The following is a 23007-nucleotide window of genomic DNA, read 5'->3' as shown; positions in this document are numbered from 1 at the left end:
AGAAGCCCATGGCCCAGATCCTGTCCCCCCTGCCCGGCACTTTCTACCGCTCCGCTTCGCCCGATCAGCCGCCTTTCAAGGCAGATGGGGCCGATGTGGCGGTGGGCGATGTGATCGGGCTTATCGAGGTAATGAAGAGCTTCCACGAGGTGAAGGCCGAAGTTGCCGGAAGCAATGTGCAGTTCCTCACTGACAATGAAGAGCCGGTTATGGCCGGTGCCGTTCTGGCGGAACTCTCCTGATGATCGCGAAGCTGCTGGTTGCCAATCGGGGCGAGATTGCGGTCCGGATCATCCGCGCGGCGCAGGATCTGGGTATCGCGACGGTTGCCGTTCATTCCGAGGCCGACCGCGACAGTCTGCATGTGCAGCTGGCCGATGAGGCGGTGAATATCGGGCCACCTGCGGCAAAGAAAAGCTACCTCTCGGTGCCGGCGATTCTGAAGGCGGCCAGTGACACCGGTGCCGATGCAGTGCATCCGGGCTATGGTTTTCTGGCCGAGAATGCCGATTTCGCCGATGCGGTCGTGGCGGCGGGGCTTACCTGGGTCGGGCCTTCGGGGGATGCGATCCGACTGATGGGTGACAAGGTCTCGGCGCGCATCGCGGCTGACAAGGCCGGCGTGCCGGTGGTGCCGGGTTCGATGGGGCGGGTGGCGTCCATCGACGAGGCGCGCGGGATCCTGAAAGAAACCGGGTTCCCGGTGATGATCAAGGCGGCTGCCGGCGGTGGCGGGCGCGGTATCCGCATCGCGAATGACCTGGCCGAGTTTGAGACCGCCTTCCCCCAGGCCGCTGCCGAGGCGCTGGCCGCCTTCGGGGATGGCGGGCTTTATATGGAAAAGGTGATCGGCCAGGCGCGGCATATCGAGGTGCAGGTGCTGGGCGATGGCACCCGCGCGATCCATTGTTTTGAACGGGAATGCTCGCTGCAACGCCGCCGTCAGAAGGTCTGGGAAGAGGCGCCGTCCATGGCGCTGTCGCCTGAATTGCGAACCGGGCTTTGCGCCAGCGCGGTGCGGCTGGCCGAGGCGGTGAATTACTCGGGCGCCGGCACAATTGAATATCTCTATGATGATGCGGCGGATCGGTTTTACTTCATCGAGATGAACACCCGCATCCAGGTGGAACATCCGGTGACCGAGATGATCACCGGCATCGACCTTGTGGCCGCCATGCTGCGGATCGCGGGTGGCGAGAAGCTCTGGATCGACCAGGATGAGGTGCAGATCCGCGGCCATGCCATCGAGGTAAGGCTGAATGCCGAAGATCCGGCAAAAGGCTTCGCCCCCTTCCCCGGCACGATCACCGATCTGCGCCTGCCCGGCGGGCCGGGGGTGCGCTTTGATTCCATGCTTTATGCCGGTTACACCGTTCCACCCTTTTACGACTCGCTGCTGGCGAAGCTGATCATCCACGCGGATACCCGCGAGGCCGCGATCACCCGCCTGACCCGCGCGCTTTCCGAGACAAAGATCGAGGGCTGCAAGACCACCAAACCGCTGTTCCTCGCGCTGGCTGCTGACCAATCGGTCCGCTCGGGCGCGTTTCACACCCGCTGGCTGGAAGGCTGGCTTGATGCAAATTCCGACCGGCTCAGCCCGGACGCCTGACCAGGAGGGACCATGTCGATCCGTTTCAGTTTCGGGGGCGATGAGCATATTTTCGGCGAAGTTTCCGAGGATATGTCGCTCGAATCCTTCTTCACCTCGCTTTCCATGACCAATGCGGTGCGGGACGCCCGGATCAGAGGCGTGACCGAGATCTGCCCGGCCAATGCCAGTTTCCAGGTCAAATTCGACCCGGACCGCATCAGGCCTGCCGATCTGATGCGCGAGCTGCAGTCGATGGAATCCGCCGCGTCGAAGTCAGACGCCAGCCTGCAGACCCGCATCATCGAAATCCCGGTCCTCTATAACGACCCCTGGACCCATGAGACCCTGATGCGCTTTCGCGAGCGCCACCAGGATCCGACAAAAACCGACCTCGAATATGCGGCGGATGTGAACGGGCTGGGCACGGTTGAAAATTTCATCGAGGCGCATTCCAGCCAGCCCTGGTTCGTCTCGATGGTGGGTTTCGTGGCGGGGCTGCCCTTCCTTTACCAGATGGTCGAGCGCGACAAACAGCTCCAGGTGCCGAAATATCTGCGGCCACGCACCGACACGCCGAAGCTGACCGTCGGGCATGGCGGCTGTTTTTCCTGCATCTATTCGGTCAGGGGCGCCGGCGGCTATCAGATGTTCGGCGTGACGCCGATGCCGATCTATGACCCGGCGCAGAAGGTGAGTTACCTCCAGGATGAGATGTGCCTCTTCCGCCCCGGCGATATCGTGAAATGGAAGCCGGTGACCCGCGACCAGTATGACGCGGCGATCGAGGCGGTGGATGCGAACCGGTTCGAGCCGGTGATCCGCCCGGCAAGCTTCAGCCTCTCCGACTACAACAAGGACATGGCGGGCACCAAAGCCAGACTGATGGAGGCGCTCAATGGCCGTTAAGATCATCACCCCTGGTCTCTCGACCACCGTTCAGGATCTGGGCCGCCCCGGCTATTATCATCTCGGTATCCCGCTTTCGGGCGGTATGGACCGCTTTGCGCTGCGCGCCGCCAATATGCTGGTCGGGAATGACGAGGGCGCGGCGGTGCTGGAAGCCGTCTTTATGGGGCCGGAGCTGGAATTCACCGCCCCCGCGACGGTCGCCATCACCGGGGCCAACCTGCCGCCGAAGCTGAATGGCGAGGAACTGGCGACATGGGAGGCTTTCCCGGTCAAAGCCGGTGACAGGCTCTCCTTTGGTTTCCTGAAATCCGGCGCGCGGGCCTATATCGCGGTCTCGGGGGGTATTGACGTCCCGGTGACGCTGGGTTCGCGTTCGACCTATACGCTTGGCGCGCTTGGCGGGCATGAGGGGCGCGCGCTGAAAGCCGGCGATGAATTGCAAACGGGCCAGGGTGCAGGCGGCAAGGGTTCGATCCCCGAAAACCTGCGGCGACAGCCCGGCAATCCGGCTGAACTCAGGATGCTGCCCGGCCTTTACTGGCACCGTATCACTGCGGATGCCGGCAAGCAGTTCTTTGCCGACACCTGGAAGGTCGCGCCCGAGGCGGACCGGATCGGTTATCGCTTCCGGGGCGGCACCGCGCTGGATTTCGTGCCGCGCGAGCAGCCGTTCGGCGCCGGCTCGAACCCCTCGAATATCGTTGATGCCTGCTATCCTTACGGCTCGATCCAGGTGCCGGGCGGGACGGAACCGATTGTCCTCCATCGTGACGCGGTCTCGGGCGGCGGCTATATGATGCTGGGTTGCGTGATCTCAGCGGATATGGACCTGATCGGCCAGCTGCAACCGCACTCTCCGGCGCGGTTCACCGAGGTCTCGATGGATCAGGCGCTGGCTGCGCGCCATGACGCCGAGGCTGCGCTGTCGCGGCTGCGCGCGCATCTCGGACGCTGAGCCATGGCGCGGGGGCATCACACAGACCGGAATGCCCCTGCCCTAACCGCGCCCGCGCGCCTCTTTCGGGGCCATCCCGAAACGGGCGCGAAAGGCGCGGGAGAACTGCGCCTGATCGGGGAACCCGCGCGCCCAGGCAATCTCGCCAATCGAGCGGCGGTCGCCCGGGTTCGCCAGATCCTCCTGCGCCGCCATCAGCCGCATATCGCGGATCCAGGCGCCCAGCGTGGTATTGGTGTCGCGCAAAACCTCATGCAGGTAGCGCACCGAGATGCCGCATCCCGCCGCCACCGTATCTGGCCCCAGATCGGGATCGTCGAGATGGCGGCGCACGAAGCCCTCGATCCGCATCAGATGGCCCGCCCGCACCGAGGACACGCCCGATTGCATCACCCGGTCATCGGCCTGGATCGCCAGCGCCAGCAGATCGGCGAGCTGGCGGCCAACGGTCGAGCGGGTCTCTTCACTCATGGAATCGTAGCGGGCCGGGATAAGGTGGACCATATCGGTGAAAAAGCCGCTGGCGCCGTTGGTCGCGTCGAATTCGAGGCTGCAAAAGCGGTCGGGCGCGCGGATGCGGCCGCCGAGCATATCGCCCGAGATCTTCATCACCCAGAGATCCGCCGGATCGTCATGGCTGAAATCATAAGGTTCATGGCTGCGTTCGATGAAAAACGCGCCCGGGTTGGCGCGGATCTCCTTGCCGCCCTGGCGGAAGCGCACTTCGGAGCGCGCCGGGATGGTGATCAGGAATTCTTCCGGCCCCGGTTCACGGAAATGGCGCGGCAGGCGGCGGTACAGAAGCGAGTCCGAGGTCAGCCGCGACAGCGAGACCTGACCCAGTTGCCAGCTGGTGATCACCCCGTCAAAGGCCTCGGGGCGGCGGAAGGTCAGGTCCAGCGGAAAGTAAGTACGCGCGATGGTGTCGTGCCAGTGGCGGCTCCTTCCGGCCAGATCGACTCCTTCGGTCGTTATGGTGGTTTTCATTCTTATGCTCCCCGTTCCGGCCATCAGGCCATGGGGAAAACCACCTGTAAAGCGCGCCGTTTCGGACAGGCGTACAGATGCACTCAGGCGCAAAATTCCATGCACATGCAGCAAAGACGCCGCCCGAATTCAGGCATTAGCCTTTGCCCCACAGTGGTGCAACAGACGCCGCGCAACAGGGAAGTAAAGCGATTCGGTCGGGCATTCTGCCCGAACGGCCTCCTTTTGTGCGGCCTCCAGACGGAGGTTCTGCAATGACAGATCCCACAGGCAAAAAGGTCGAGGTCGACCCCATCACCCTTTCGGTGGTGCGCGGTATCCTTGAGACGACGCAGCGCGAAATGACGCTGTCTCTGGAGAAGACCGCGCGGTCTTCGGTGTTCAACCTGGCGCATGATTACTCGACCGCGCTGTTCAATCACCGCCCCGAGATGATCCTCCAGGGCCAGGATATTCCGATCCATCTCGGTTCGCTGATCCCGGCGATGAAGGTGGTGGCGAAATATTTCGACGGCGAGATCAATGAGGGTGATCTTTTCATCCATAACGATCCGGCCTGGGGCGGCAGCCATGCGATTGATACCTGTTTCTACCGCCCGGTCTTCTGGAAGGGGCGGCTGAAATACTGGACCGTCTGCAAGGGCCATCTGACCGATGTTGGCGGGCCGGTGCCTGCGGGCTATAACCCCAATGCCAAAGAGATCTACGCCGAATGCCTGCGCATTCCGCCGGTGAAAGTCTGGGATCGCGGCCAGCCGCGCAAAGACGTTTTGAACATGATCCTGACCAATATGCGGGCGCGGCGCGATCAGGAGGGCGATTTCAACGCGCTGATCGGGGCCTGCCAGGTGGGCGAACGTGCGCTCCTCCAGATGCTTGAGAAATACGGCGAAGAGCAGGTCGATGCCTGTATCGACATGCTCTTGAACATGGCCGAGAAGCAAATGCGCAGCCTGATCTCGGAGGTGCCGGATGGCACCTATGAGGGCATGGCGATCCTCGAAGATGCAGGCCACGGCTTTGGCGATTTCGAGATCCACGCGAAGGTCACCATCACCGGCGACAATTGCCATATCGCAATCTCTTCACCGCCCCAGATCCCCTATTTCATCAACTCTTACGAGGGGAACAGCCATTCCGGCGTCTATCTCGGGCTGATGATGTTCGCGCAGCTGCCGCCGCCGTACAACGAAGGGCTTTACCGCTGCGTCTCGGTCGATTTCGGGCCAAAGGGCACCATCTGCAACGCTCAGGAACCGGCGCCGCATATGAACTGCACCACAACCCCGATGGAGACGCTGACCGATGCCGTGCGGCTGGCGTTTGAAAAAGCCGTGCCGTCGAAAGTTTCGGCGTCGTGGGGCCATGCCAACGGGCTGAACATCGCCGGCTGGGACAAGCGCCATGACGAGGAATATGTCACCATGGTCCTCGCCACCATCATCTCGGGCGCGGGGGCTACGCCCAGCCAGGATGGCTGGCACGCCTGCGGGCCGGAATGCTGCTTCGGCGCGCTGACCAGCGGTGACGTCGAGCTGCTGGAATACTCCTACCCGATCATCATCCACCGCTATTCGCTGATGGAGGACTCGGGTGGCGCGGGCAAATTCCGCGGCGGCTCCGGCACCGCCTGGGAGGTGGAGCCCCTGAACAACGACATGACCTTCATCACCTTCGGCGAGGGCCGCCGCATCCCGGCGGTGGGTGCTGCGGGCGCGGGGTCCACCATCATCGACACCAAGGTCGGGCGGCTGGAACTTTTGAAGGATGGCACCGAGACAACCATCCGCGAAAACATCATCGAGGTGATTAAACCCGGTGACCGCATCACCAACAAGAACCCCGGCGGCGGCGGCTATGGCGACCCGATGGAGCGGGCCGTGGAAAGCGTTGTTTCCGATGTGAAAAACGGCCTCGTCTCGATCCGGGGCGCTAAGGAGGATTACGGCGTCATCATCTCCGACCTGGACACGCTGAGCGTGGATACGGGTGCAACCGAGGCCCTGCGCGCGACCCGTCGCGCCAGTGCAGCGAAATAAAGGAGGGTGAGGCGATGAAATCTCAATACAGACTTGGTATCGACGCCGGCGGCACTTTCACCGATTTCGTGCTCGCAGATAAATCCGGGCAGGTGCGGCTCTTCAAGGCGCTCTCGACGCCGCAGGATCCGACTTTGGCCATCAAAAACGGCCTCGCGATCATCGCGGAGGAGCTGGGGGTTCCGGCCGATCAGATCATCCCGAATTGCGATCTCTGCATCAACGGGACGACCGTGGGGCTTAACGCGCTGATCCAGCACAAGGGTGCGAAAACCGGGCTGATCTGCACCGCCGGGCACGAGGATTCCTTAGAAATCCGTCTCGGCCATAAGGAAGACGGCTACCGCTACGACCCGGAATATCCGCCCGCGACCATGCTGGTGCCGCGATATCTGCGGCGGGGTGTGCGCGAACGCATCCTCTCAACCGGCGAGGTGCGCGAGGCGTTGAACGAGGCCGATATCCGCGCCGCCTGCGAGTTGTTCCTCGCCGAAGGCATTGACACGGTCGCGATCAGTTTTGTGTGGTCGGTGCTGCACCCCGATCACGAACGCCGCGCGGGCGAAATCGTGCGGGAGATGATGCCGGATGTGATCCTGACGCTGGGGAGCGAACTTTATCCCCAGGTGCGCGAATATACCCGCACCTCGACCGCCGTGGTGAACGCCTATCTCGCCCCTATTATGAAGCGCTATGTCGAGGCGGTGGACGGCTATTTCCGCAGCCTCGGCGCGAAGCAGCCGGTGCGGTATTACCAGTCGAACGGCGGGCTGGCGGTCGGCCAGGTGATGACCGACCGCTCGGTCTATGCGATCAATTCGGGGCCGGCTTCGGCGCCGGTTGCGGGGCAATATGTCTGCGCGCCCTTTGGCAAGAAAGACGTGATCACCGTCGATATGGGCGGCACCTCTTTCGACATCACGCTGACGAAAGACGGCTCGACCAATATCAACAAAAACATCGACTTCCTGCGCTACCGCATTGGGGTGCCGATGATCCAGGTGGAAACGCTGGGCGCCGGGGGCGGCTCCATCGGCTGGATCGACGAGATGGGGCTGATGCAGATGGGTCCGCAATCGGCGGGCTCTTCGCCCGGGCCGGCCTGCTACGGTCAGGGCGGCACCGAGCCGACTGTCTCGGACGCCAATCTGGTGCTCGGCTATCTGAACCCCGAGGGGCTGGTGGGGGGCCGCCTGCCGCTTGACGCGGGCAAAGCCGCCACTGCGGTAAAGACCCGGCTCGCAGATCCGCTGAACATGAGCGTGGAACGTGCGGCCTACGGCATGTTCACCATCGTCAACGCCAATATGGTGAACGGCATCCGCCGGGTGACGGTGGAACGCGGCTATGATCCGCGCGATTTCGTGCTGGTCGGTGCTGGCGGCGCCACGGCAGCGCATATCACCGCGCTGGCGGATGCGATCGGGATCGACACCATCGTGCTGCCGAAACTCGCCTCCGGGCTTTGCGCCTTTGGCCAGATCATCTCGGATGTGAAATACAACTACATGGCCACCTCGCCTTTGCGGCTGGATGCGCCGGGCGCGCCGGCAAAGATCGACGCGCTGTTCAATCAGATCGAATCTCAGGGGCTTGAGCATTTGCGCCTCGACGGGTTCGATCAGGCCACCAGCCGTGTCAAACGCAGCCTTGATATGCGCTATGTCGGCCAGGTCCATGAATGCACGGTGGAAATCGACACTTTCACCGTCGATGACACCAGCATTGCGCAGATCATGGAGGCATTCCACCGCCGCCACGAACAGCTTTACACCTATGCAGAGCCGCATTCGGTGGTCGAGGTCGTCAATATCGAAAGCACGGTTTACGGGCTGGTCGACAAACCGGCGCGGATGATCATCGCAAGCGGCCAGGGCGCTGAAAAGGCGGTCAAAGGCCACCGCCAGGCGGTGTTCGAGGCCAGCGGTTCCCGCGTGAAAACCCCGATCTACGAGGGCGCGAAGCTCGGCGCGGGCGACGTCATCTCTGGCCCCGCCGTGATCGAGGAAGTCACCACCACCATCGTGATCGAACCGGGCTGGACCGCGCGGCTTGACGCCAGCGGCTCCTACCTGATCACCAAAGAGAAAGGGGTAAAATGAGCGAACTCAGCGCAGACGGGGTTTCGGTCGCCTTTGCGGGGCTCAAGGCCCTGTCAGAGGTCAGCCTGAAGGTAAGCTCCGGTCAGATCCTTGGTCTGATCGGGCCGAACGGCGCGGGCAAGACCACCCTCGTCAATGTGCTGACGGGGTTTCAGGCCCCGACCTCTGGCGCTGTCCTCCTGGACGGCGCCAGTCTCACCGGCGCCGAGGCGCATGAGGTGCGCCGGCGTGGCATCGCCCGCACCTTCCAGGGCGGGCGGTTGTTTCGCGACCTGCCGGTGATCGACAATCTGGAGGTTACCGGGCTTGGCCTTGGCCTGTCGCGGGCTGCGGCGATCCGCGAGGCGGAGGAGATGCTCGACTGGATCGGCATCGCATCTTTGGCCGACCGCATCGCCGGTACCTTGCCCTATACCGATGAGCGCCGCGTCGCGATTGGCCGCGCACTGATGCGGCAGCCCAAATTCCTGCTGCTCGATGAACCTGCCGCCGGGATGAGTGCGCAGGAGGCGAATGACCTCTCCGATCTGATCCGCCGCATCGCGCGCGAACGCGACTGTGGCGTTCTCCTGATCGAGCACAATGTCGGCCTCGTCCTGGGGGTCTGCGACCATATCGTGGTGCTGGATTCCGGCGCGGTGATCGAGACCGGCCCGCCCGCCGCCATCCGCGCCAGCGAGACGGTGCGCCATGCCTATATGGGCACCGCCGCCGATACCGATCTTCCGGTCCAGGAGGCACTGGTATGAGCCTGTTGAACGTCTCGAATATCGGGATCCGTTATGGCCGTCTCACGGCGGTCAGGAATGTCAGCTTCACCATGGCCGAGGGCGAGGTGCTCTTTATCACCGGGCCGAACGGGGCCGGGAAAAGCTCGCTTTTGCGGGCGATTGCCGGGGTGACGGCGCCCTCTGGCGGCCGTATCGACTTTGCCGATCACGACATCACCGGCAAGGTGCCGGAGGCGATTGCGCGGCTTGGCCTGTCGATGGTGCCCGAGGGGCGTGACGTGTTCGGCAGCCTGTCGATCGAGGAAAATCTGATGGTCGGCACCGGCATGCATGCCGGTGAAAACGGCTGGCGCGCCCGCGCCATGGCCGAGCTGGAGGCGGTTTACGCCACCTTCCCGATCCTGAAGGAACGCCGCCATTCCCAGGCCGGGCTCTTGTCGGGCGGGCAACAGCAGATGCTGGTGATCGGGCGGGCGCTGATGACGTATCCAAGGCTGATCGCGATTGACGAACCCTCGCTGGGGCTGGCCCCTAATATCACCGATCAGGTTTATGAACGGCTGATCGCTTTGCAAAAGGAGCGCCGCCTGACGCTGCTGATCGTCGAGCAAAGCTCGACCCGCGCCATGATGGTCGGGGGCCGCATGATGCTGATGCGGGGCGGCGAGATTGTCCTTGACGGCGATGCCCGCGCGCTTGGCAAAAGCGAGGCCATCGAGGCCGCCTATTTCGGATATGGAGAACAGGCATGAGCGCGCTTCAGATCATGTTCGACGCGCTGTCGCTGGGATCTCTCTACGCGCTTGGCGCGCTTGGGATCGCGTTGATTTTCGGCGTGATGCGGCTGGTGAATTTCGCGCATGGCGATGTGATCGCCTTTTGCGTTTTCGCACTCCTATGGCCATCGGTTGACGCTATCGCCATTGTTTTTGCAGGAAATCTGCCCTGGTTCCTCCTGATCCCCTTCGTGCTGGTGATGGGGGCAGGGCTGTCGGTCCTGTGCGAATTCGTCGTCTTCCGCCGCTTTCGCAACACCAATCCGGCGACGATGATGATCGCCTCTTTCGCGCTTGGTTTCGTGATCCGCTATTTCCTCCTGATGCTGTTTTCCAGCCGGCCGAAGTCGATCTCTCTCTTGCCGGAGCTCAGCCAGCCGGTCACCGTGCTGGGCGCCCGTATACCACTTTTGCAGCTGATCACCATTCTCGTCACCGTGGGCGTTCTGGTCGGCCTGACCGTCTTCCTGCGCCGCACCCGCTTTGGCCTTGAGATGCGCGCGGCGGCTGAGAATTTCACCATGGCACGGATGCTGGGTGTGCGCGCCAACCGCGTCATCATGGTGGCCTTCGCGCTTTCCGGCGCATTGGCCGGTGCCATTGCGCTGATCCTTGGCAGTCAGACCGGCACCGCCAATATCGTGATGGGTGCCAATGTCATGCTGATGGCTTTCATCGCCACCGTGATCGGCGGCATGGGCAGCCTTGCCGGCGCGGTGCTGGCAGGGTTCCTCCTTGGCGCCTCCGCGACCCTCTTGCAGGCGCTCTTGCCGCCCGAGGCGCGCGCCTTCCGCGATGCCTTTGTCTATGGCGCGGTGATCCTTGTGCTGATCTTCCGGCCGCAAGGGATCCTGAGCGCGCGCGGCATGAAGGAAAGGGTGTAATCATGCGTCAGACCTCCTCACTGACCATTCTGCGCAGAACCGTCAGCACGCCGGTCATTCTGATCCTGCTGCTCGTGGCCTTCGCGATCCTCTCCTGGGCTGTCGGCTCGCGCCCCTTCAACCAGACGGTGATCGACATCCTGGTGCAGGTGACACTGGTGACCGGGCTTTACATCTTCATCGGCAATTCGGGCGTGATCAGCTTTGGCCATGCGGCATTCGCCTGCCTTGGCGGCTATGTCATCGCCTGGACCACGATCAAGCCGATGATGAAGAAGAACGCCATGCCGGGCCTCCCGGACTGGCTGATGTCGATGGAGATCGGCTGGTGGGCCGCCGCGGCGCTGGCCGCGCTCTGGGCCGCGCTCTGGGCGGGGATATTCGGCGCGATCCTGATGCGGCTTTCCGGCATCGCAGCCTCGATTGCGACCTTTGCCATGCTCGCGATGATCAACGCGATCTATTCGAACTGGTCGGGTGTGACCGGCGGCACCTCTTCCATCGTCGGCATTCCGATCATCCGCTCGGTCTGGCCCTATCTGGCGGTGGCGAGCCTCGCCGTCATCATCGCCTGGGCCTATTCCATCTCGCGCCACGGGCTGATCTTACGCGCCGCCCGGGACGAGCCGACTGCCGCCCGCGCCTCGGGCGTCGATATCCCCCGCGCGCGGTTGATCGCCTTCGTGCTTTCGGGTGCGGTGATGGGGGCGGGCGGCGCGATGCTTGCGCTGTCCATCGGGGTGGTTACGCCGAACACCTTTTACCTGGGCCTTACCTTCACCACGCTTTCGATGCTGGTTGTCGGCGGCATGGGTTCGCTTTCGGGCGCGGTGCTGGGCGTGTTGATCCTCTCGTCGCTGATCCAGGTCCTGCGCTGGCTGGAGGCGGGGGTGCAGATCGGCACCTCGACCTTCGCACTGCCGGGCGGTGTGCAGGAGATCGGCCTCGGCGTCGTGATGATCCTGATCCTGATGTTCCGTCCGACCGGCATCATGGGCAATCGTGAGTTGAAATTCCCCTGGCGGCGCTGATCGCCCGGGGCACCAAAACCGCCGGAAAAACCGGCGCAACCATCCATGCAACAGGGAGCTATAACATGAAAAAACTGATGACCATGCTGGCCGCCACCACCTGCCTCGCAGGTCCGGCGCTGGCTGATGATGAGCGGATCGTGGTGGGTTTCGCCACCGCGCAGACCGGCTTCATGCAGGGCTATGACAAACCCGCCGAAGATGCCGCGATGATCCGCATCAAGGAAATCAACGAGGCCGGCGGCCTTTTGGGCAAACAGATCGAAGTGGTCACCGCCGACACCAAGACCGATATGGCCGAGGGCGCGAAAGCCGGGCTTTCGGTCGTCGATCAGGGCGCCGATCTGGTCGTGGTCTCTTGCGACTATGACTTTGGCGCACCTGCAGCGCTGGCGGCGGAAAGCCTCGGCGTGATCTCGTTCTTCATCTGCGCGGAATCGGTCAAGGCGGGCATCCAGGGCGTCGGGCCGAACAGCTTCTCTGCCTCGGTTCTGGCGGCCGTTCAGGGCGCGACCATGGCGGAATGGTCCTATAAGCAAAAGAACGCCCGCACCTATTACCGCCTGCTCGACACCTGGACCGAGTATAACAAGGGCATCTGCGACGGTTTCGACTGGATGCTGCCGCAACTTCCCGAGGCCAAACTGGTCGGCGAGGACACGTTCCTGAACGAGGATGCCTCGATTGCCGCACAGATCTCGCGGATCAAGGCGCTGCCGGAAGAGCCCGATGCGATCATGCTCTGCTCGATGATGCCGGGCTTTGTTTCGGCGGTGAAGCAGATCCGGGCTGCGGGGATCAATTCGATGCTCCTGAACGGCTCGGGCGCCGATGGCAGCTACTGGATGTCGGCGGTGCCGGATCTGTCGAACTTCTTCGTGCCGGCCCAGGGGTCGGTCTTTGGCGATGACCCGAACCCCGATGTGAATGCCTTCGTCAAGAAATATGAGGAAACCACCGGCGCGCCGCCGGCGACGCAATACACCTTCCCGGGCTATGTGATGATCGACGTCTGGGCCAAGGCGGTCGAGCGCGCCGGCACCACCGAGACCGCTGCCGTCGTGGCGGAACTTGAGAAGATGAATGCCGAGCCGACGCTTTTCGGCCCGCGCACCTTTACGCCGGAGCTCCACCACCAGAACAAGGCGGAATACCGCATCATCGGCACCGAGAACGGCAAACCGGCCGTGGTTGACAGCTGGACCATCTCGGAACCGATTCCGCTGGAGGCGCTGATGAAGTAAGCCCCGGACGGGGTTTCGTCGGCCCGGGGGGTGCCACATACCTCCCGGGCCGGCACGGGATTGCCTGCATTTTCAGCAAAAAGCGCCGAAAAGCCGCGCGCTGCGGGCCAGAGACGGCAAGGCGCCGCTGTTCGCGCTATCTTTCGCGCAGAATGCATGTCAGAATTCAATGAAATACCGGCAGTCACGCCCCGTTCCGATCGCGTTTTTCAACGCGGATCGGTGCGGGGTTTTTTATATTCGGGCCCAGATGAAACGTATCATCGACATCGGAATCCTGCAGTCGCTGAGTGGCAATTATGCGGTGCTGTCGGGAGCATCGCGCACAGGCGCGCTTCAGGGCGTGGCCGAGGTGAATGCCAGCAGCGATTACGATCTGACCTTCCGCGTCAGCGCGCGCGACCCCGAGGGGCGCAATGACCGCTATGCCCCTTTGTGCCGCGAGATCCTGCGCGAGACCGGAGTGCGCCATATCTTCGGTTGCGTCACCTCATCGAGCCGCAAAGAGGTGATCCCCGAACTGGAGCGCTTTGACGGCGTGCTCTGGTATCCGGTGCCCTATGAGGGGTTCGAGGCGTCAGAACGCGTCGCCTATATGCATTCCTGCCCGAACCAGCACCTGCTGCCGCTGCTCGACTGGGCGCTGCCGGCGCTTGGGCCGCGCGGCTATCTGGTCGGCTCCAACTATATCTGGGGCTGGGAGATTGCGCAGATCGCCCGCGAGCGGATTGCGGTGGCGGGCGGCGAGGTGACCGGCGACCGGTATCTCGCGCTTGGCGACACCGAGGCCGACCATCTGATCGCCGAGATCACCGCATTGCGGCCTGACTTCATCGTCAATTCTCTGGTCGGGGAAAGCTCTTACGCCTTTCTCGCGCAACTGGCAGAGCTGCGGCAAAAGACCGGCGCCGCCCTGCCGGTGCTGTCCGGCAATTTCACCGAATGCGAGATCGCCTATTGTGATGCCGGGGCCGAGGGCCTCGTTGCCGCCGGTCCCTGGTTCGAGCCGGGGGAGGGGCGCGGCGGTTCGCTGGCCGAGATGGCGCGCCAGGCGGTGCATGAGCTGGCGCGGCTGCTTAATGGCCGGCCCGGGGCCGAAACGCTGAGCCTCTCGGAGCTGGTGGCGCTGTCGCTGGCGGCGGGAGAAAAACCGCGCCCCGATCCGACCCATTTCCATGCCCGCCAGCCGGTGGTGATCGCGCAGATCCGCGCGGGCCGCTTTCACGAGATCCTGCGCCACCCGCCGCGCGGCGCCGACCCCTATCTGACCGCCCGCGACCGTGATCTGCCGGCTGCTCCGGTGCTGCGGGTGGTGTCATGAGCCGGATCCGCACCGGCAATCTCGGCAATGCGCTGGCCTGGGTGCTGCACCGGCCGCATCCCGGCATCCAGGTGCTGACCCGCCAGCTGAACGTTATCGGGCTGGAGGTGCGTGAGGCCTGGCCCGACCTGCCCGCCGGGGCTATCAGCGCCGATTTCGTGTTTTATGACGCCGATACCGGCCATGACGAACAATTTCCCTGGAAGCCGGGCGCCTCGCCCATGCCGATGATCGCGCTGATCGGATCCGAGGCGCCGGGCCGGCTGAACTGGGCGCTGACCATGGGGGCGCATGCGCAGCTTCTGAAGCCGGTTGGCGATAAGGGGGTCTATGCGGCTTTGCTGGTCGCCAGGGCGAATTTCGACCGGGCGCGGGAATCGGATGCCCTGATCCTGGATCTGGAGGACCGGCTTTCCGCCCGCCAGACCGTGGTGCAGGCGGTGATGATCTTCGCCCTGCGCGGCAAATCCGAAGCCGAGGCCTATGAGCTTTTGCGCCAGACCGCCATGGCCTGGCGCGTCACCATCGAGATCGCCGCCGCGCGGCTGGTGGCCAATCACCGCGCCCGGAACGAGCCCGGACAGGGTCCGGAAAACCAGGCCGGCAAACCGGGCAGAGAGGAGCGCAGATGACAGCTGCCGCACCAAGCGCAACACAGGGCGCAACGCCGGGCGCAATCGGGCCGGCCCCGCGCGGTCCTTCGGTTTTGCGCCGCCTCATGGGACGCAAACTGGCGCTGTTCGGCTTTCTGGCGATCCTGATCTGTGTCGGCGGCGCGGTCTTTGCGGACTGGCTGGCACCCTTTGATCCCGATGAGCAATTCTTCGATGGGCTGACCATCGAGGGTGCCCCGATGCCGCCCGGACCGGTCTATTGGTTCGGCACCGATCTCCTGGGCCGGGATCTGCTGTCGCGGCTGTTATACGGCGCGCAGACCTCGCTGATCATCGGGCTGGTCGCCAATGGCGCGGCCTTGTTCATCGGCACGCTGGTGGGGGTAACGGCGGGTTATTTCCGCGGCATTACCGGCACTGTGCTGATGCGCTTCACCGATCTGATGATGGCCTTTCCGGCCTTGTTGCTGGCGATTTGTCTGGCCGCCATTTTCCAGCCCTCTCTGTGGATCGTGGCCCTGGTGATCGCCTTTGTGAACTGGGTGCAGACGGCGCGGGTGGTCTATACCCAGACCTCGTCGCTTGCCGAGCGCGACTTTATCGCCGCTGAAAAGACGCTGGGCGCCGGACATGGCCGCATTCTGTTCCGACATATCCTGCCGCATCTTTTGCCGACGCTGATCGTCTGGGGGACGCTGGGGATTTCGACCACGGTGCTGCTGGAGGCGACGCTGTCCTTCCTTGGTGTCGGAGTGCAGCCGCCGACTCCCTCCTGGGGCAATATCATCTTTGAAAACCAGACCTGGTTTCAGGCGGCGCCCTGGCTCGTCTTTATCCCGGGTGCTGCGATCCTTTTGCTTGCGCTGGCCTTCAACCTGGTCGGAGACGCGTTGCGTGACATTCTCGACCCAACGCAACAGGGGCGCGACTGATGCTGGCCTATATCCTGCGCCGCCTGGTGATGTCTGCGCTGATCCTGCTTGGCGTTTCCTTCATCACCTTCGTGCTGCTTTATGTGCTGCCCGCCGATCCGGTGCGCCAGATCGCCGGACGCTCTGCCACGCCTGAAACGGTCGAGAGCATCCGCCGCCAGCTTGGCCTCGATCAGCCCTTCATCGTGCAATATGGCCGCTATTTGTGGAACCTTTTGCAGGGCGATCTGGGCCGTTCCTATCTGCAAAAGACCGAAGTTGCGGTGCTGATCTCGGCCCGCCTGCCGGCGACGCTGTTGCTGATGCTGGCCGCGATTGTCTGCGAACTGGTGATCGGGCTGACCCTTGGCGTCATTGCGGCACTTTACCGGGGCCGCGCACTTGACAATGTGCTGATGCTGTCGAGCTTCGTCACGGTATCCGCGCCGCAATTCGTGGTGGCGCTCCTGCTGCTTTACGTCTTTGCCGTCCAGCTTGGCTGGTTCCCGATCGGAGGCTACGGCACATTCGCGCATCTGGTGCTGCCGGCGCTGACTTTGGGGATCCTCGGCTCGGGCTGGTATGCGCGGATCATGCGCTCCTCGATGCTCGATGTGCTGCGCGCCGATTTCATCCGCACGGCGCGGGCCAAGGGGCTGGGACGCGGGCGCATCATCCTTGGCCATGCGGTGCCGAATGCGATCCTGCCGGTCATTGCGATGATCGGGATTGATATCGGCATCTTCATGTCGGGGATCGTGGTGGTCGAAAGCGTTTTCGGCTGGCCCGGCATCGGCCAGCTGGCCTGGCAGGCCATTCAGCGCGTCGATATCCCGATCATCATGGGTGTCACCCTCGTTTCGGCCTTTGCCATCGTGATCGGCAATCTGATTGCCGACCTGATTTCCCCCCTTATCGACCCGCGCATCAAACTGCGCTGACCCGAAACAACACCGACCCAACAGGAGAGAAACAATGAAAAAACTGATCCTTTCCACCGCCCTTGCCGCCATGATGGCGATCAGCCCCGCGCTGGCAGAGACCCCCATCCCGGGCGGCAATATGATCGTCACCTATAAGGATGATGTGGCGACGCTGGACCCGGCCATCGGCTATGACTGGCAGAACTGGTCAATGATCAAATCGGTCTTTGACGGGCTGATGGATTACGAGCCGGGCACCACCGTGCTGCGCCCGGGGCTGGCTGAAAGCTATACGATCTCGGATGACGGGCTGACCTATACGTTCAAACTCCGCCCCGGGGTGAAATTCCATAATGGCCGCGAGATGGTGGCGGAAGATGTGGTCTATTCGATCAACCGCGTGGTGAACCCGGCAACGCAAAGCCCTGGCCAGGGGTTCTTCGGCATGATCGAGGGCTTTGATGCCTCGGCCGCCGATGGCTCGGCGCTGTCGGGTGTCTCGGCACCGGATGCCTCGACCGTGGTGTTCAAACTCTCGCGCCCGGATGCGACCTTCCTCCATGTCATGGCGCTGAACTTCTCTTATGTCGTCCCGAAGGAAGTGGTCGAGGCAGAGGGCGCCGATTTCGGCAAGAAGCCGGTCGGCACCGGCGCGTTCAGCCTGACGGAATGGACGCTGGGTCAGCGCCTCGTCTTCACGAAGAACCCGGATTACTGGATCGCAGGCGTTCCCTATCTCGACAGCTTCACCGTCGAGGTCGGACAGGAGCCGGTCGTCGCACTCTTGCGGGCGCAGAATGGCGAGGTGGATATTCCCGGCGACGGCATCCCGCCCGCGAAATTCACCGAGGTGATGGGGGATCCGGCCCAGGCGGCGAATGTGGTCGAGGGTGGCCAGCTTCATACCGGTTACATAACGATGAACGTCACCGCCGCGCCGTTTGACAAAGTCGAGGTGCGCCGCGCCGTCAATATGGCGATCAACAAGGACCGCATCGTCCAGGTGATCAATGGCCGCGCGGTGCCGGCGACCCAGCCGCTGCCGCCTTCGATGCCGGGCTATACCAAAGATTACGCCGGCTATGCCTATGACATCGACGCGGCCAAAGCGCTGCTGGCCGGGGCCGGCTACCCGGACGGATTCGAAACCGAGCTTTACGTTATGAATACCGATCCGAACCCGCGGATCGCCCAGGCGATCCAGCAGGATCTGAAAGCCATCGGTATCACCGCCAATATCCGCTCCCTCGCGCAGGCCAATGTGATCGAGGCCGGCGGTGCCGGCACCGCTCCGATGATCTGGTCGGGCGGCATGGCCTGGATCGCCGATTTCCCCGATCCCTCGAACTTCTACGGCCCGATCCTCGGTTGCGGCGGCGCGGTCGAAGGCGGCTGGAACTGGTCGAAATACTGCAATGCCGATCTCGACGCGCTGGCGGCCAAAGCGGACAGCACCGTTGACCCGGCCAGGGCGGATGAGCGGCTGAAACTCTGGTCCGATGTCTATATGGGCGTGATGGAGGATGCCCCCTGGGCGCCGGTGTTCAACGAGCAGCGCTTTACGCTGAAATCGCCGCGCATGGGCGGGGCGGATGCGCTTTACGTCGATCCGGTCTCGATCCCGGTCAATTACGATTACGTCTATATCAAGGAGTGAGGCCCGCCCATGTGCAAGCACTGCAATCATACGATCCACGCCCATCAGCACCATTTCGGCTGGGACAATTCATTCGTGCCGACGCTGAAGGCTGCCCCGGGTGAGACGATCCTGTTCCAGTGCCTCGACAGTTCCGGGGGCCAGCTTGGCCCCCGCTCGACTGTTGCGGATGTCGGCGCGCTGGATTTCGCGAGGATCAACCCGGTCTCGGGGCCGGTCTTTGTCGACGGCGCAAAGCCCGGCGACGTGCTGAAGGTGACGATTGACAGCTTCACCCCGCAGGCGCGGGACGGCGCGGGGTTCGGATGGACGGCGAATATCCCGGGTTTTGGCCTTCTGACAGACCAGTTCGAGGAACCGGCGCTGAATGTGTGGAAATTCGATCCCGCCAGCCTGGAGCCTGCGCTGTTCGGGAAACATGCCCGGGTGCCGCTGAAGCCCTTTGCCGGCACCATCGGCAATGCCCTGGCCGAGGCCGGGCATCACTCGGTCGTGCCGCCGCGCCGGGTGGGCGGCAATCTCGACATCCGCGATCTGGCGGCTGGCACCACGCTTTACCTGCCGGTCGAGGTCGAAGGCGCATTGTTCTCGATCGGTGACACCCATGCGGCGCAGGGCGATGGCGAGGTCTGCGGCACCGCGATTGAAAGCCCGTTCGATGTGGTGCTGACGCTGGATCTGATCAAAGGCCAGCCGCTGAAATTCCCGCGTTTCACCACGCCGGGGCCGGTGACGCGGCATCTGGATGCGAAGGGTTACGAGGCCACCACCGGCATCGGCCCCGATCTCTGGACGGCGGCGAAGGACGCGGTCTCGGGGATGATCGACCTGCTTTGCGTGACGCAGAAGCTCGACCCGGTCGAGGCCTATATGCTCTGTTCGGTCTGCGGCGATCTCAGGATCTCGGAAATCGTCGATATGCCGAATATGGTGGTCAGCTTTTACTTTCCGCGCGCGGTTTTTGAATGATTGCCCCGGCGCTTTCTTCGGCCCCGGAAGGGGTGCTTTCGGTCCGGGACCTGACGGTCTCGGCACGCTCTGACCAGGGGCTGGTTCCCCTGGTCGAAGGGCTGAGCTTTGATCTTGCCCGCGGCGAGACCCTGGCGATTGCGGGAGAGAGCGGTTCGGGGAAATCCATCACCTCGCTTGCGATCATGGGGCTGCTGCCGGTTCCGGCGGTACGGGTCACCGGCGGCACCATCCATCTGGGCCAGACCGAGCTGACCAGCCTGCCCGAGGCCAGGATGCAGGGCCTGCGCGGCGCCCGTATCGCGATGATCTTTCAGGAGCCGATGACCGCGCTGAACCCGGTCATGTCGATCGGCCGCCAGCTGACCGAGGCGATCCGGGCGCATGATCCCGTGCCGATGCGCGAGGCCCGCGCCCGCGCGCTGGAGGCGCTGAAGGCGGTGCGGTTGTCGCAGCCCGAGCGCCGGCTGGAACAATACCCGCATGAGCTTTCGGGCGGTATGCGGCAGCGGGTGATGATCGCGATGGCGATTGCGCTGAAACCCGATGTGCTGATCGCCGATGAGCCGACCACGGCGCTGGATGTGACCGTGCAGCGCGAGGTGCTGGATCTGATCCGCGATCTGCAACGGGATCTGGGGACGGCGGTGATCCTGATAACGCATGATATGGGCGTGGTTGCGGAAATGGCCGACCGGGTGATCGTGATGCAGCGGGGCCGTGTGGTGGAAAGCGCCGCGACGGTCGATCTGTTTGAGGCGCCGCGCGAGGCCTATACACGCGAATTGCTGGCCGCCGTGCCCCGGATCGGTGGCGGCCCCGTACGGCCCCCGCTTGCCGCACAAGAGGTGCTGATGCGTTACCAGGATGTCTCGGTCCGCTTTCCGATCCGCCAGGGGTTCATGGGGCGCGTCTCGGCCCAGGTTCATGCGGTCGAACATGTCTCGCTGGAGATCTTCCGGGGCGAGACCCTGTCGCTGGTCGGGGAATCCGGTTGCGGCAAATCCACCATGGCGCGGGCGCTGGTGGGGCTGGTGCCGCATGAGGGACGGATCGAGGTCGGGGGCCGGGCGCTGGCTGATCTCGACAGTGCCGGTCGCAAGGCGCTGCGCCGCGATTTGCAGATCGTCTTTCAGGATCCGATGGCGGCGCTTGATGCCCGGATGACAGTGGGCGAGCTGATCCGCGAGCCGCTGGTGATCCATGGCATAGGCTCGCCCGACGAGCAAAAGGCCCGGGTGCGCGATCTGCTGGAGCGCGTCGGGCTGCAGGTCGCGGCTTTCAACCGCTATCCGCATCAGTTCTCGGGCGGGCAGCGGCAGCGGATCTGCATCGCCCGCGCCCTGGCGCTGAAGCCAAAGCTGATCGTCTGCGATGAAAGCGTGGCGGCGCTGGATGTGTCTATTCAGGCGAAGGTGCTGGATCTCTTGCGCGATTTGCAGCGCGAGATGGGGGTGAGCTTTCTGTTCATCAGCCATGACATGGCAGTGGTCGAGAATATCTCAGACCGGGTGGCGGTGATGTATCTGGGGCAGATCGTCGAGATGGGCAGTCACGAACAATTGTTCGGAAACCCGCAGCATCCCTATACGCAGCGGCTGCTGGCTGCGGTGCCGGTGCCCGACCCAACGCGCCCGCGCCTGGCTGCGGCGCGGATGGCGGGCGATATTCCCAGCCCGGTCTGGCCCATTGGCCAGGGTCCGGAACCGGTGCGTCTGACGGATATCGGCGGCGGCCACCTCGTCGCGGGTTAGGCGTTGCGTGCCGCCCTTGCGGCCTCTTGCAACAGGGTAAAGGCGCGGAAGCGGCGTTCATGGCGCAAAGCCACCGCGCCGCCTGCGGGCTGATGCGCCTCGCCCGGTGCCGAGAGCCCGGCCATGGCGGCGCGCATCCCGGGGAAAAGGCCGCCCGCCACCGCGCCCAGCGTGGCCGCGCCCAGAAGCACCGGCTCATCCGAGGCCGAGCCCATCACCACCCGCCCCGTCGCATCGGCGAGGATCTGGCGGATCAGCCGCGATTCCCCTGCCCCGCCCGAGATCACGATCTTTTCCACCTTTGCGCCCGCCGCATGCTGCACATCAAGGATCTGTCGCAGCCCATAGGCCACGCCACAGATCCCGGCGAGGTAGAGCGCCTCGAGGCTTTCAATATCGCGCTCCATCCCCAGTCCGGCGATCACGGCGCGGGCATGCGGATCGGCATGGGGCGCGCGGTTGCCAAGGAATTCCGGCACCACAAGCACCTCTCCCGCCAGCGCGACAGTCTTTGAGAGGTCAGGTTCACGCGCCAGGATCCGCCCGGTCAGCCAGAGCGCCAGCGATTGCCCTGCACCGCGCGCCTGTACCATTGCGCCCGCGCTTGCCGGGTGGAAATCAAGCAGCTGATCAATCGCCGCACCCGCCGCAGACTGGCCGCCCTCATTCAGCCACATCCCCGGCACCATGGCCGAGAAATACGGCCCCCAGACCCCGGGCACGAAAACCGGAGCTTCGGTCGAGGTCATGGTGCAGGAGGACGTTCCGAAGACATAGGCCATATGCGTCGCGGGCGAGCCCTCGATACCCACCGTGCCGATGCCGCCGGCATGGGCGTCGATCATCCCGGCACCCACCGGGGTTCCGGGCGCAAGGCCCAGATCCGCCGCTGCCGCCGCGCTCAGCCCCTGGCCAAGCGCGGTTCCCGGTGGCACCACGCGGGTGCCGATGCGGGCGAACTGTTCATCCGCCAGCGCCTCCAGCCCGATCTGACGGAAGTAAGACGGATCCCAGCGGTTTTCATGCGCCAGATAGGTCCATTTGCAGGTGACGGTGCAGGTGGAGCGCGCCTCGTCCCCGGTTGCCTTCCAGGTCAGGAAATCGGCCAGATCAAAGAAATGCCGGGCTTCGGCAAAGACCAGCGGCCGGTTCTCTTTCAACCATAGCAGTTTCGGCGTCTCCATCTCGGGCGAGATGCGACCGCCGACATAATCCAGCACCTTATGGCCCTGTTTATTGATCCGTTCCGCCTGGTCGACCGCGCGGTGATCCATCCAGACGATCACATCGCGGCCCGGGTCTTCTGAGGGGCCCACCGGCAGCGAGACGCCGCCCTCTCCCAGCACCACCAGCGAGCAGGTGGCATCAAAACCGATCCCCGCCACCAAAGCAGGGTCGATCCCCGCCATCGCCTCGCGCACCGAGGCCGCCACCGCCTCCCAGATCTGCGCGGAGGATTGTTCGACCATGGCGCCCGGCCCGCGCCAGATGGTGATCTCGCGCTTTGCAGAGGCCAGCAGGCGACCGCTTTGATCGAATACCCCGGCGCGGGCGCTGCCGGTGCCGACATCGACGCCGATCAGATATTGGGGGGCAGGGGTCATGG

Annotated in this window: 20 protein-coding genes; 18 read left to right on the top strand and 2 right to left on the bottom strand. The window is 63.8% G+C overall.

What is annotated here, in order from left to right; translation table 11 throughout:
• Nucleotides 1–8: 8 nt before the first annotated feature.
• Genes DRF71_RS25900 through DRF71_RS25885 form a run of 4 tightly spaced genes read left to right on the top strand, consistent with a single transcriptional unit; the run spans nucleotide 9 to nucleotide 3458 of the window.
• Nucleotides 9–242 carry an acetyl-CoA carboxylase gene (locus tag DRF71_RS25900; protein WP_112313336.1) on the top strand — a complete coding sequence of 78 codons (234 nt, stop codon included), beginning with the start codon at nucleotides 9–11 and terminating at the stop codon, nucleotides 240–242.
• Nucleotides 239–1612 (top strand): acetyl-CoA carboxylase biotin carboxylase subunit, encoded by a 1374-nt coding sequence (locus DRF71_RS25895; protein ID WP_198672396.1) that lies wholly within the window; start codon nucleotides 239–241, stop codon nucleotides 1610–1612. The genes DRF71_RS25900 and DRF71_RS25895 overlap by 4 nt, the downstream gene beginning before the upstream one ends.
• A 12-nt stretch (nucleotides 1613–1624) precedes the next feature.
• A complete protein-coding gene (locus DRF71_RS25890; protein ID WP_112313334.1) occupies nucleotides 1625–2500 on the top strand; it encodes a 5-oxoprolinase subunit B family protein in 876 nt (291 codons plus the stop codon).
• Nucleotides 2490–3458 carry a 5-oxoprolinase subunit C family protein gene (locus DRF71_RS25885; protein ID WP_112313333.1) on the top strand — a complete coding sequence of 323 codons (969 nt, stop codon included), beginning with the start codon at nucleotides 2490–2492 and terminating at the stop codon, nucleotides 3456–3458. The genes DRF71_RS25890 and DRF71_RS25885 overlap by 11 nt, the downstream gene beginning before the upstream one ends.
• A gap of 42 nt (nucleotides 3459–3500) precedes the next feature.
• On the opposite strand, the gene DRF71_RS25880 is transcribed toward DRF71_RS25885, so the two are convergent.
• The gene (locus tag DRF71_RS25880; protein WP_112313332.1) at nucleotides 3501–4445 is read right to left on the bottom strand and encodes an AraC family transcriptional regulator; all 945 of its coding nucleotides are present in this window, start codon (nucleotides 4443–4445) and stop codon (nucleotides 3501–3503) included.
• Between the two features lie 254 nt (nucleotides 4446–4699).
• On the opposite strand from DRF71_RS25880, the gene capB reads away from it, so the two are divergent.
• The 14 genes from capB to DRF71_RS25810 all read left to right on the top strand — a co-directional run bounded on the left by capB (nucleotide 4700) and on the right by DRF71_RS25810 (nucleotide 21401).
• A complete protein-coding gene (capB, locus tag DRF71_RS25875; RefSeq protein WP_112313331.1) occupies nucleotides 4700–6484 on the top strand; it encodes a caprolactamase subunit beta in 1785 nt (594 codons plus the stop codon).
• A 14-nt stretch (nucleotides 6485–6498) separates the two neighbouring features.
• Nucleotides 6499–8586 (top strand): caprolactamase subunit alpha, encoded by a 2088-nt coding sequence (capA, locus tag DRF71_RS25870; RefSeq protein WP_112313330.1) that lies wholly within the window; start codon nucleotides 6499–6501, stop codon nucleotides 8584–8586.
• Nucleotides 8583–9335, top strand: a complete 753-nt coding sequence (locus DRF71_RS25865; RefSeq protein WP_112313329.1) for an ABC transporter ATP-binding protein — start codon at nucleotides 8583–8585, stop codon at nucleotides 9333–9335. Before capA ends, DRF71_RS25865 begins: the two co-directional genes overlap by 4 nt.
• Entirely contained in the window at nucleotides 9332–10069 is a 738-nt protein-coding gene (locus DRF71_RS25860; protein WP_112313328.1) for an ABC transporter ATP-binding protein, read from the top strand. Before DRF71_RS25865 ends, DRF71_RS25860 begins: the two co-directional genes overlap by 4 nt.
• Nucleotides 10066–10977, top strand: coding sequence for a branched-chain amino acid ABC transporter permease (locus DRF71_RS25855; RefSeq protein WP_112313327.1), 912 nt, complete (start codon nucleotides 10066–10068; stop codon nucleotides 10975–10977). The genes DRF71_RS25860 and DRF71_RS25855 overlap by 4 nt, the downstream gene beginning before the upstream one ends.
• Nucleotides 10978–10979: 2 nt before the next feature.
• Nucleotides 10980–12008 carry a branched-chain amino acid ABC transporter permease gene (locus DRF71_RS25850; protein ID WP_112313326.1) on the top strand — a complete coding sequence of 343 codons (1029 nt, stop codon included), beginning with the start codon at nucleotides 10980–10982 and terminating at the stop codon, nucleotides 12006–12008.
• Nucleotides 12009–12073: 65 nt separating this feature from the next.
• Complete coding sequence (locus DRF71_RS25845) at nucleotides 12074–13252, top strand: ABC transporter substrate-binding protein (RefSeq protein ID WP_112313325.1); 1179 nt, start codon at nucleotides 12074–12076, stop codon at nucleotides 13250–13252.
• Between the two features lie 250 nt (nucleotides 13253–13502).
• Entirely contained in the window at nucleotides 13503–14573 is a 1071-nt protein-coding gene (locus tag DRF71_RS25840; protein WP_112313371.1) for a transporter substrate-binding protein, read from the top strand.
• Nucleotides 14570–15205, top strand: coding sequence for an ANTAR domain-containing response regulator (locus DRF71_RS25835; protein WP_112313324.1), 636 nt, complete (start codon nucleotides 14570–14572; stop codon nucleotides 15203–15205). The genes DRF71_RS25840 and DRF71_RS25835 overlap by 4 nt, the downstream gene beginning before the upstream one ends.
• Nucleotides 15202–16119 carry an ABC transporter permease gene (locus DRF71_RS25830; protein WP_112313323.1) on the top strand — a complete coding sequence of 306 codons (918 nt, stop codon included), beginning with the start codon at nucleotides 15202–15204 and terminating at the stop codon, nucleotides 16117–16119. The genes DRF71_RS25835 and DRF71_RS25830 overlap by 4 nt, the downstream gene beginning before the upstream one ends.
• Nucleotides 16119–17039: an ABC transporter permease gene (locus DRF71_RS25825; protein WP_112313322.1), complete on the top strand. Its 921-nt coding sequence runs from the start codon at nucleotides 16119–16121 to the stop codon at nucleotides 17037–17039. The genes DRF71_RS25830 and DRF71_RS25825 overlap by 1 nt, the downstream gene beginning before the upstream one ends.
• A gap of 34 nt (nucleotides 17040–17073) precedes the next feature.
• On the top strand, nucleotides 17074–18678 hold the full coding sequence (locus DRF71_RS25820) for an ABC transporter substrate-binding protein (protein WP_112313321.1): 1605 nt from the start codon (nucleotides 17074–17076) through the stop codon (nucleotides 18676–18678).
• A 9-nt stretch (nucleotides 18679–18687) separates the two neighbouring features.
• Complete coding sequence (locus DRF71_RS25815; protein ID WP_112313320.1) at nucleotides 18688–19647, top strand: acetamidase/formamidase family protein; 960 nt, start codon at nucleotides 18688–18690, stop codon at nucleotides 19645–19647.
• Entirely contained in the window at nucleotides 19644–21401 is a 1758-nt protein-coding gene (locus DRF71_RS25810; protein ID WP_112313319.1) for an ABC transporter ATP-binding protein, read from the top strand. The genes DRF71_RS25815 and DRF71_RS25810 overlap by 4 nt, the downstream gene beginning before the upstream one ends.
• Here DRF71_RS25810 and DRF71_RS25805 read toward each other — a convergent pair.
• Nucleotides 21398–23005 (bottom strand): FGGY-family carbohydrate kinase, encoded by a 1608-nt coding sequence (locus DRF71_RS25805; protein WP_112313318.1) that lies wholly within the window; start codon nucleotides 23003–23005, stop codon nucleotides 21398–21400. The two genes, DRF71_RS25810 and DRF71_RS25805, sit on opposite strands and share 4 nt — an antisense overlap.
• Between the last annotated feature and the right edge of the window lie 2 nt (nucleotides 23006–23007).

The organism is Pseudogemmobacter bohemicus, assembly GCF_003290025.1.
Taxonomy (GTDB): Bacteria; Pseudomonadota; Alphaproteobacteria; order Rhodobacterales; family Rhodobacteraceae; genus Pseudogemmobacter; species Pseudogemmobacter bohemicus.
Note: the sequence above shows the minus strand (reverse complement) of the source record. Positions and strands in the feature narration are given on the sequence as shown.

Excerpts from the sequence above, each read along its gene's own strand:
- DRF71_RS25900 (WP_112313336.1), top strand. The coding sequence starts at position 9 with ATGGCCCAGATCCTGTCCCCCCTGCCCGGCACTTTCTACCGCTCCGCT.
- DRF71_RS25890 (WP_112313334.1), top strand. The coding sequence starts at position 1,625 with ATGTCGATCCGTTTCAGTTTCGGGGGCGATGAGCATATTTTCGGCGAA.
- DRF71_RS25885 (WP_112313333.1), top strand. The coding sequence starts at position 2,490 with ATGGCCGTTAAGATCATCACCCCTGGTCTCTCGACCACCGTTCAGGAT.
- DRF71_RS25880 (WP_112313332.1), bottom strand. The coding sequence starts at position 4,445 with ATGAAAACCACCATAACGACCGAAGGAGTCGATCTGGCCGGAAGGAGC.
- capB (WP_112313331.1), top strand. The coding sequence starts at position 4,700 with ATGACAGATCCCACAGGCAAAAAGGTCGAGGTCGACCCCATCACCCTT.
- capA (WP_112313330.1), top strand. The coding sequence starts at position 6,499 with ATGAAATCTCAATACAGACTTGGTATCGACGCCGGCGGCACTTTCACC.
- DRF71_RS25865 (WP_112313329.1), top strand. The coding sequence starts at position 8,583 with ATGAGCGAACTCAGCGCAGACGGGGTTTCGGTCGCCTTTGCGGGGCTC.
- DRF71_RS25860 (WP_112313328.1), top strand. The coding sequence starts at position 9,332 with ATGAGCCTGTTGAACGTCTCGAATATCGGGATCCGTTATGGCCGTCTC.
- DRF71_RS25855 (WP_112313327.1), top strand. The coding sequence starts at position 10,066 with ATGAGCGCGCTTCAGATCATGTTCGACGCGCTGTCGCTGGGATCTCTC.
- DRF71_RS25850 (WP_112313326.1), top strand. The coding sequence starts at position 10,980 with ATGCGTCAGACCTCCTCACTGACCATTCTGCGCAGAACCGTCAGCACG.
- DRF71_RS25845 (WP_112313325.1), top strand. The coding sequence starts at position 12,074 with ATGAAAAAACTGATGACCATGCTGGCCGCCACCACCTGCCTCGCAGGT.
- DRF71_RS25840 (WP_112313371.1), top strand. The coding sequence starts at position 13,503 with ATGAAACGTATCATCGACATCGGAATCCTGCAGTCGCTGAGTGGCAAT.
- DRF71_RS25835 (WP_112313324.1), top strand. The coding sequence starts at position 14,570 with ATGAGCCGGATCCGCACCGGCAATCTCGGCAATGCGCTGGCCTGGGTG.
- DRF71_RS25830 (WP_112313323.1), top strand. The coding sequence starts at position 15,202 with ATGACAGCTGCCGCACCAAGCGCAACACAGGGCGCAACGCCGGGCGCA.
- DRF71_RS25825 (WP_112313322.1), top strand. The coding sequence starts at position 16,119 with ATGCTGGCCTATATCCTGCGCCGCCTGGTGATGTCTGCGCTGATCCTG.
- DRF71_RS25820 (WP_112313321.1), top strand. The coding sequence starts at position 17,074 with ATGAAAAAACTGATCCTTTCCACCGCCCTTGCCGCCATGATGGCGATC.
- DRF71_RS25815 (WP_112313320.1), top strand. The coding sequence starts at position 18,688 with ATGTGCAAGCACTGCAATCATACGATCCACGCCCATCAGCACCATTTC.
- DRF71_RS25810 (WP_112313319.1), top strand. The coding sequence starts at position 19,644 with ATGATTGCCCCGGCGCTTTCTTCGGCCCCGGAAGGGGTGCTTTCGGTC.
- DRF71_RS25805 (WP_112313318.1), bottom strand. The coding sequence starts at position 23,005 with ATGACCCCTGCCCCCCAATATCTGATCGGCGTCGATGTCGGCACCGGC.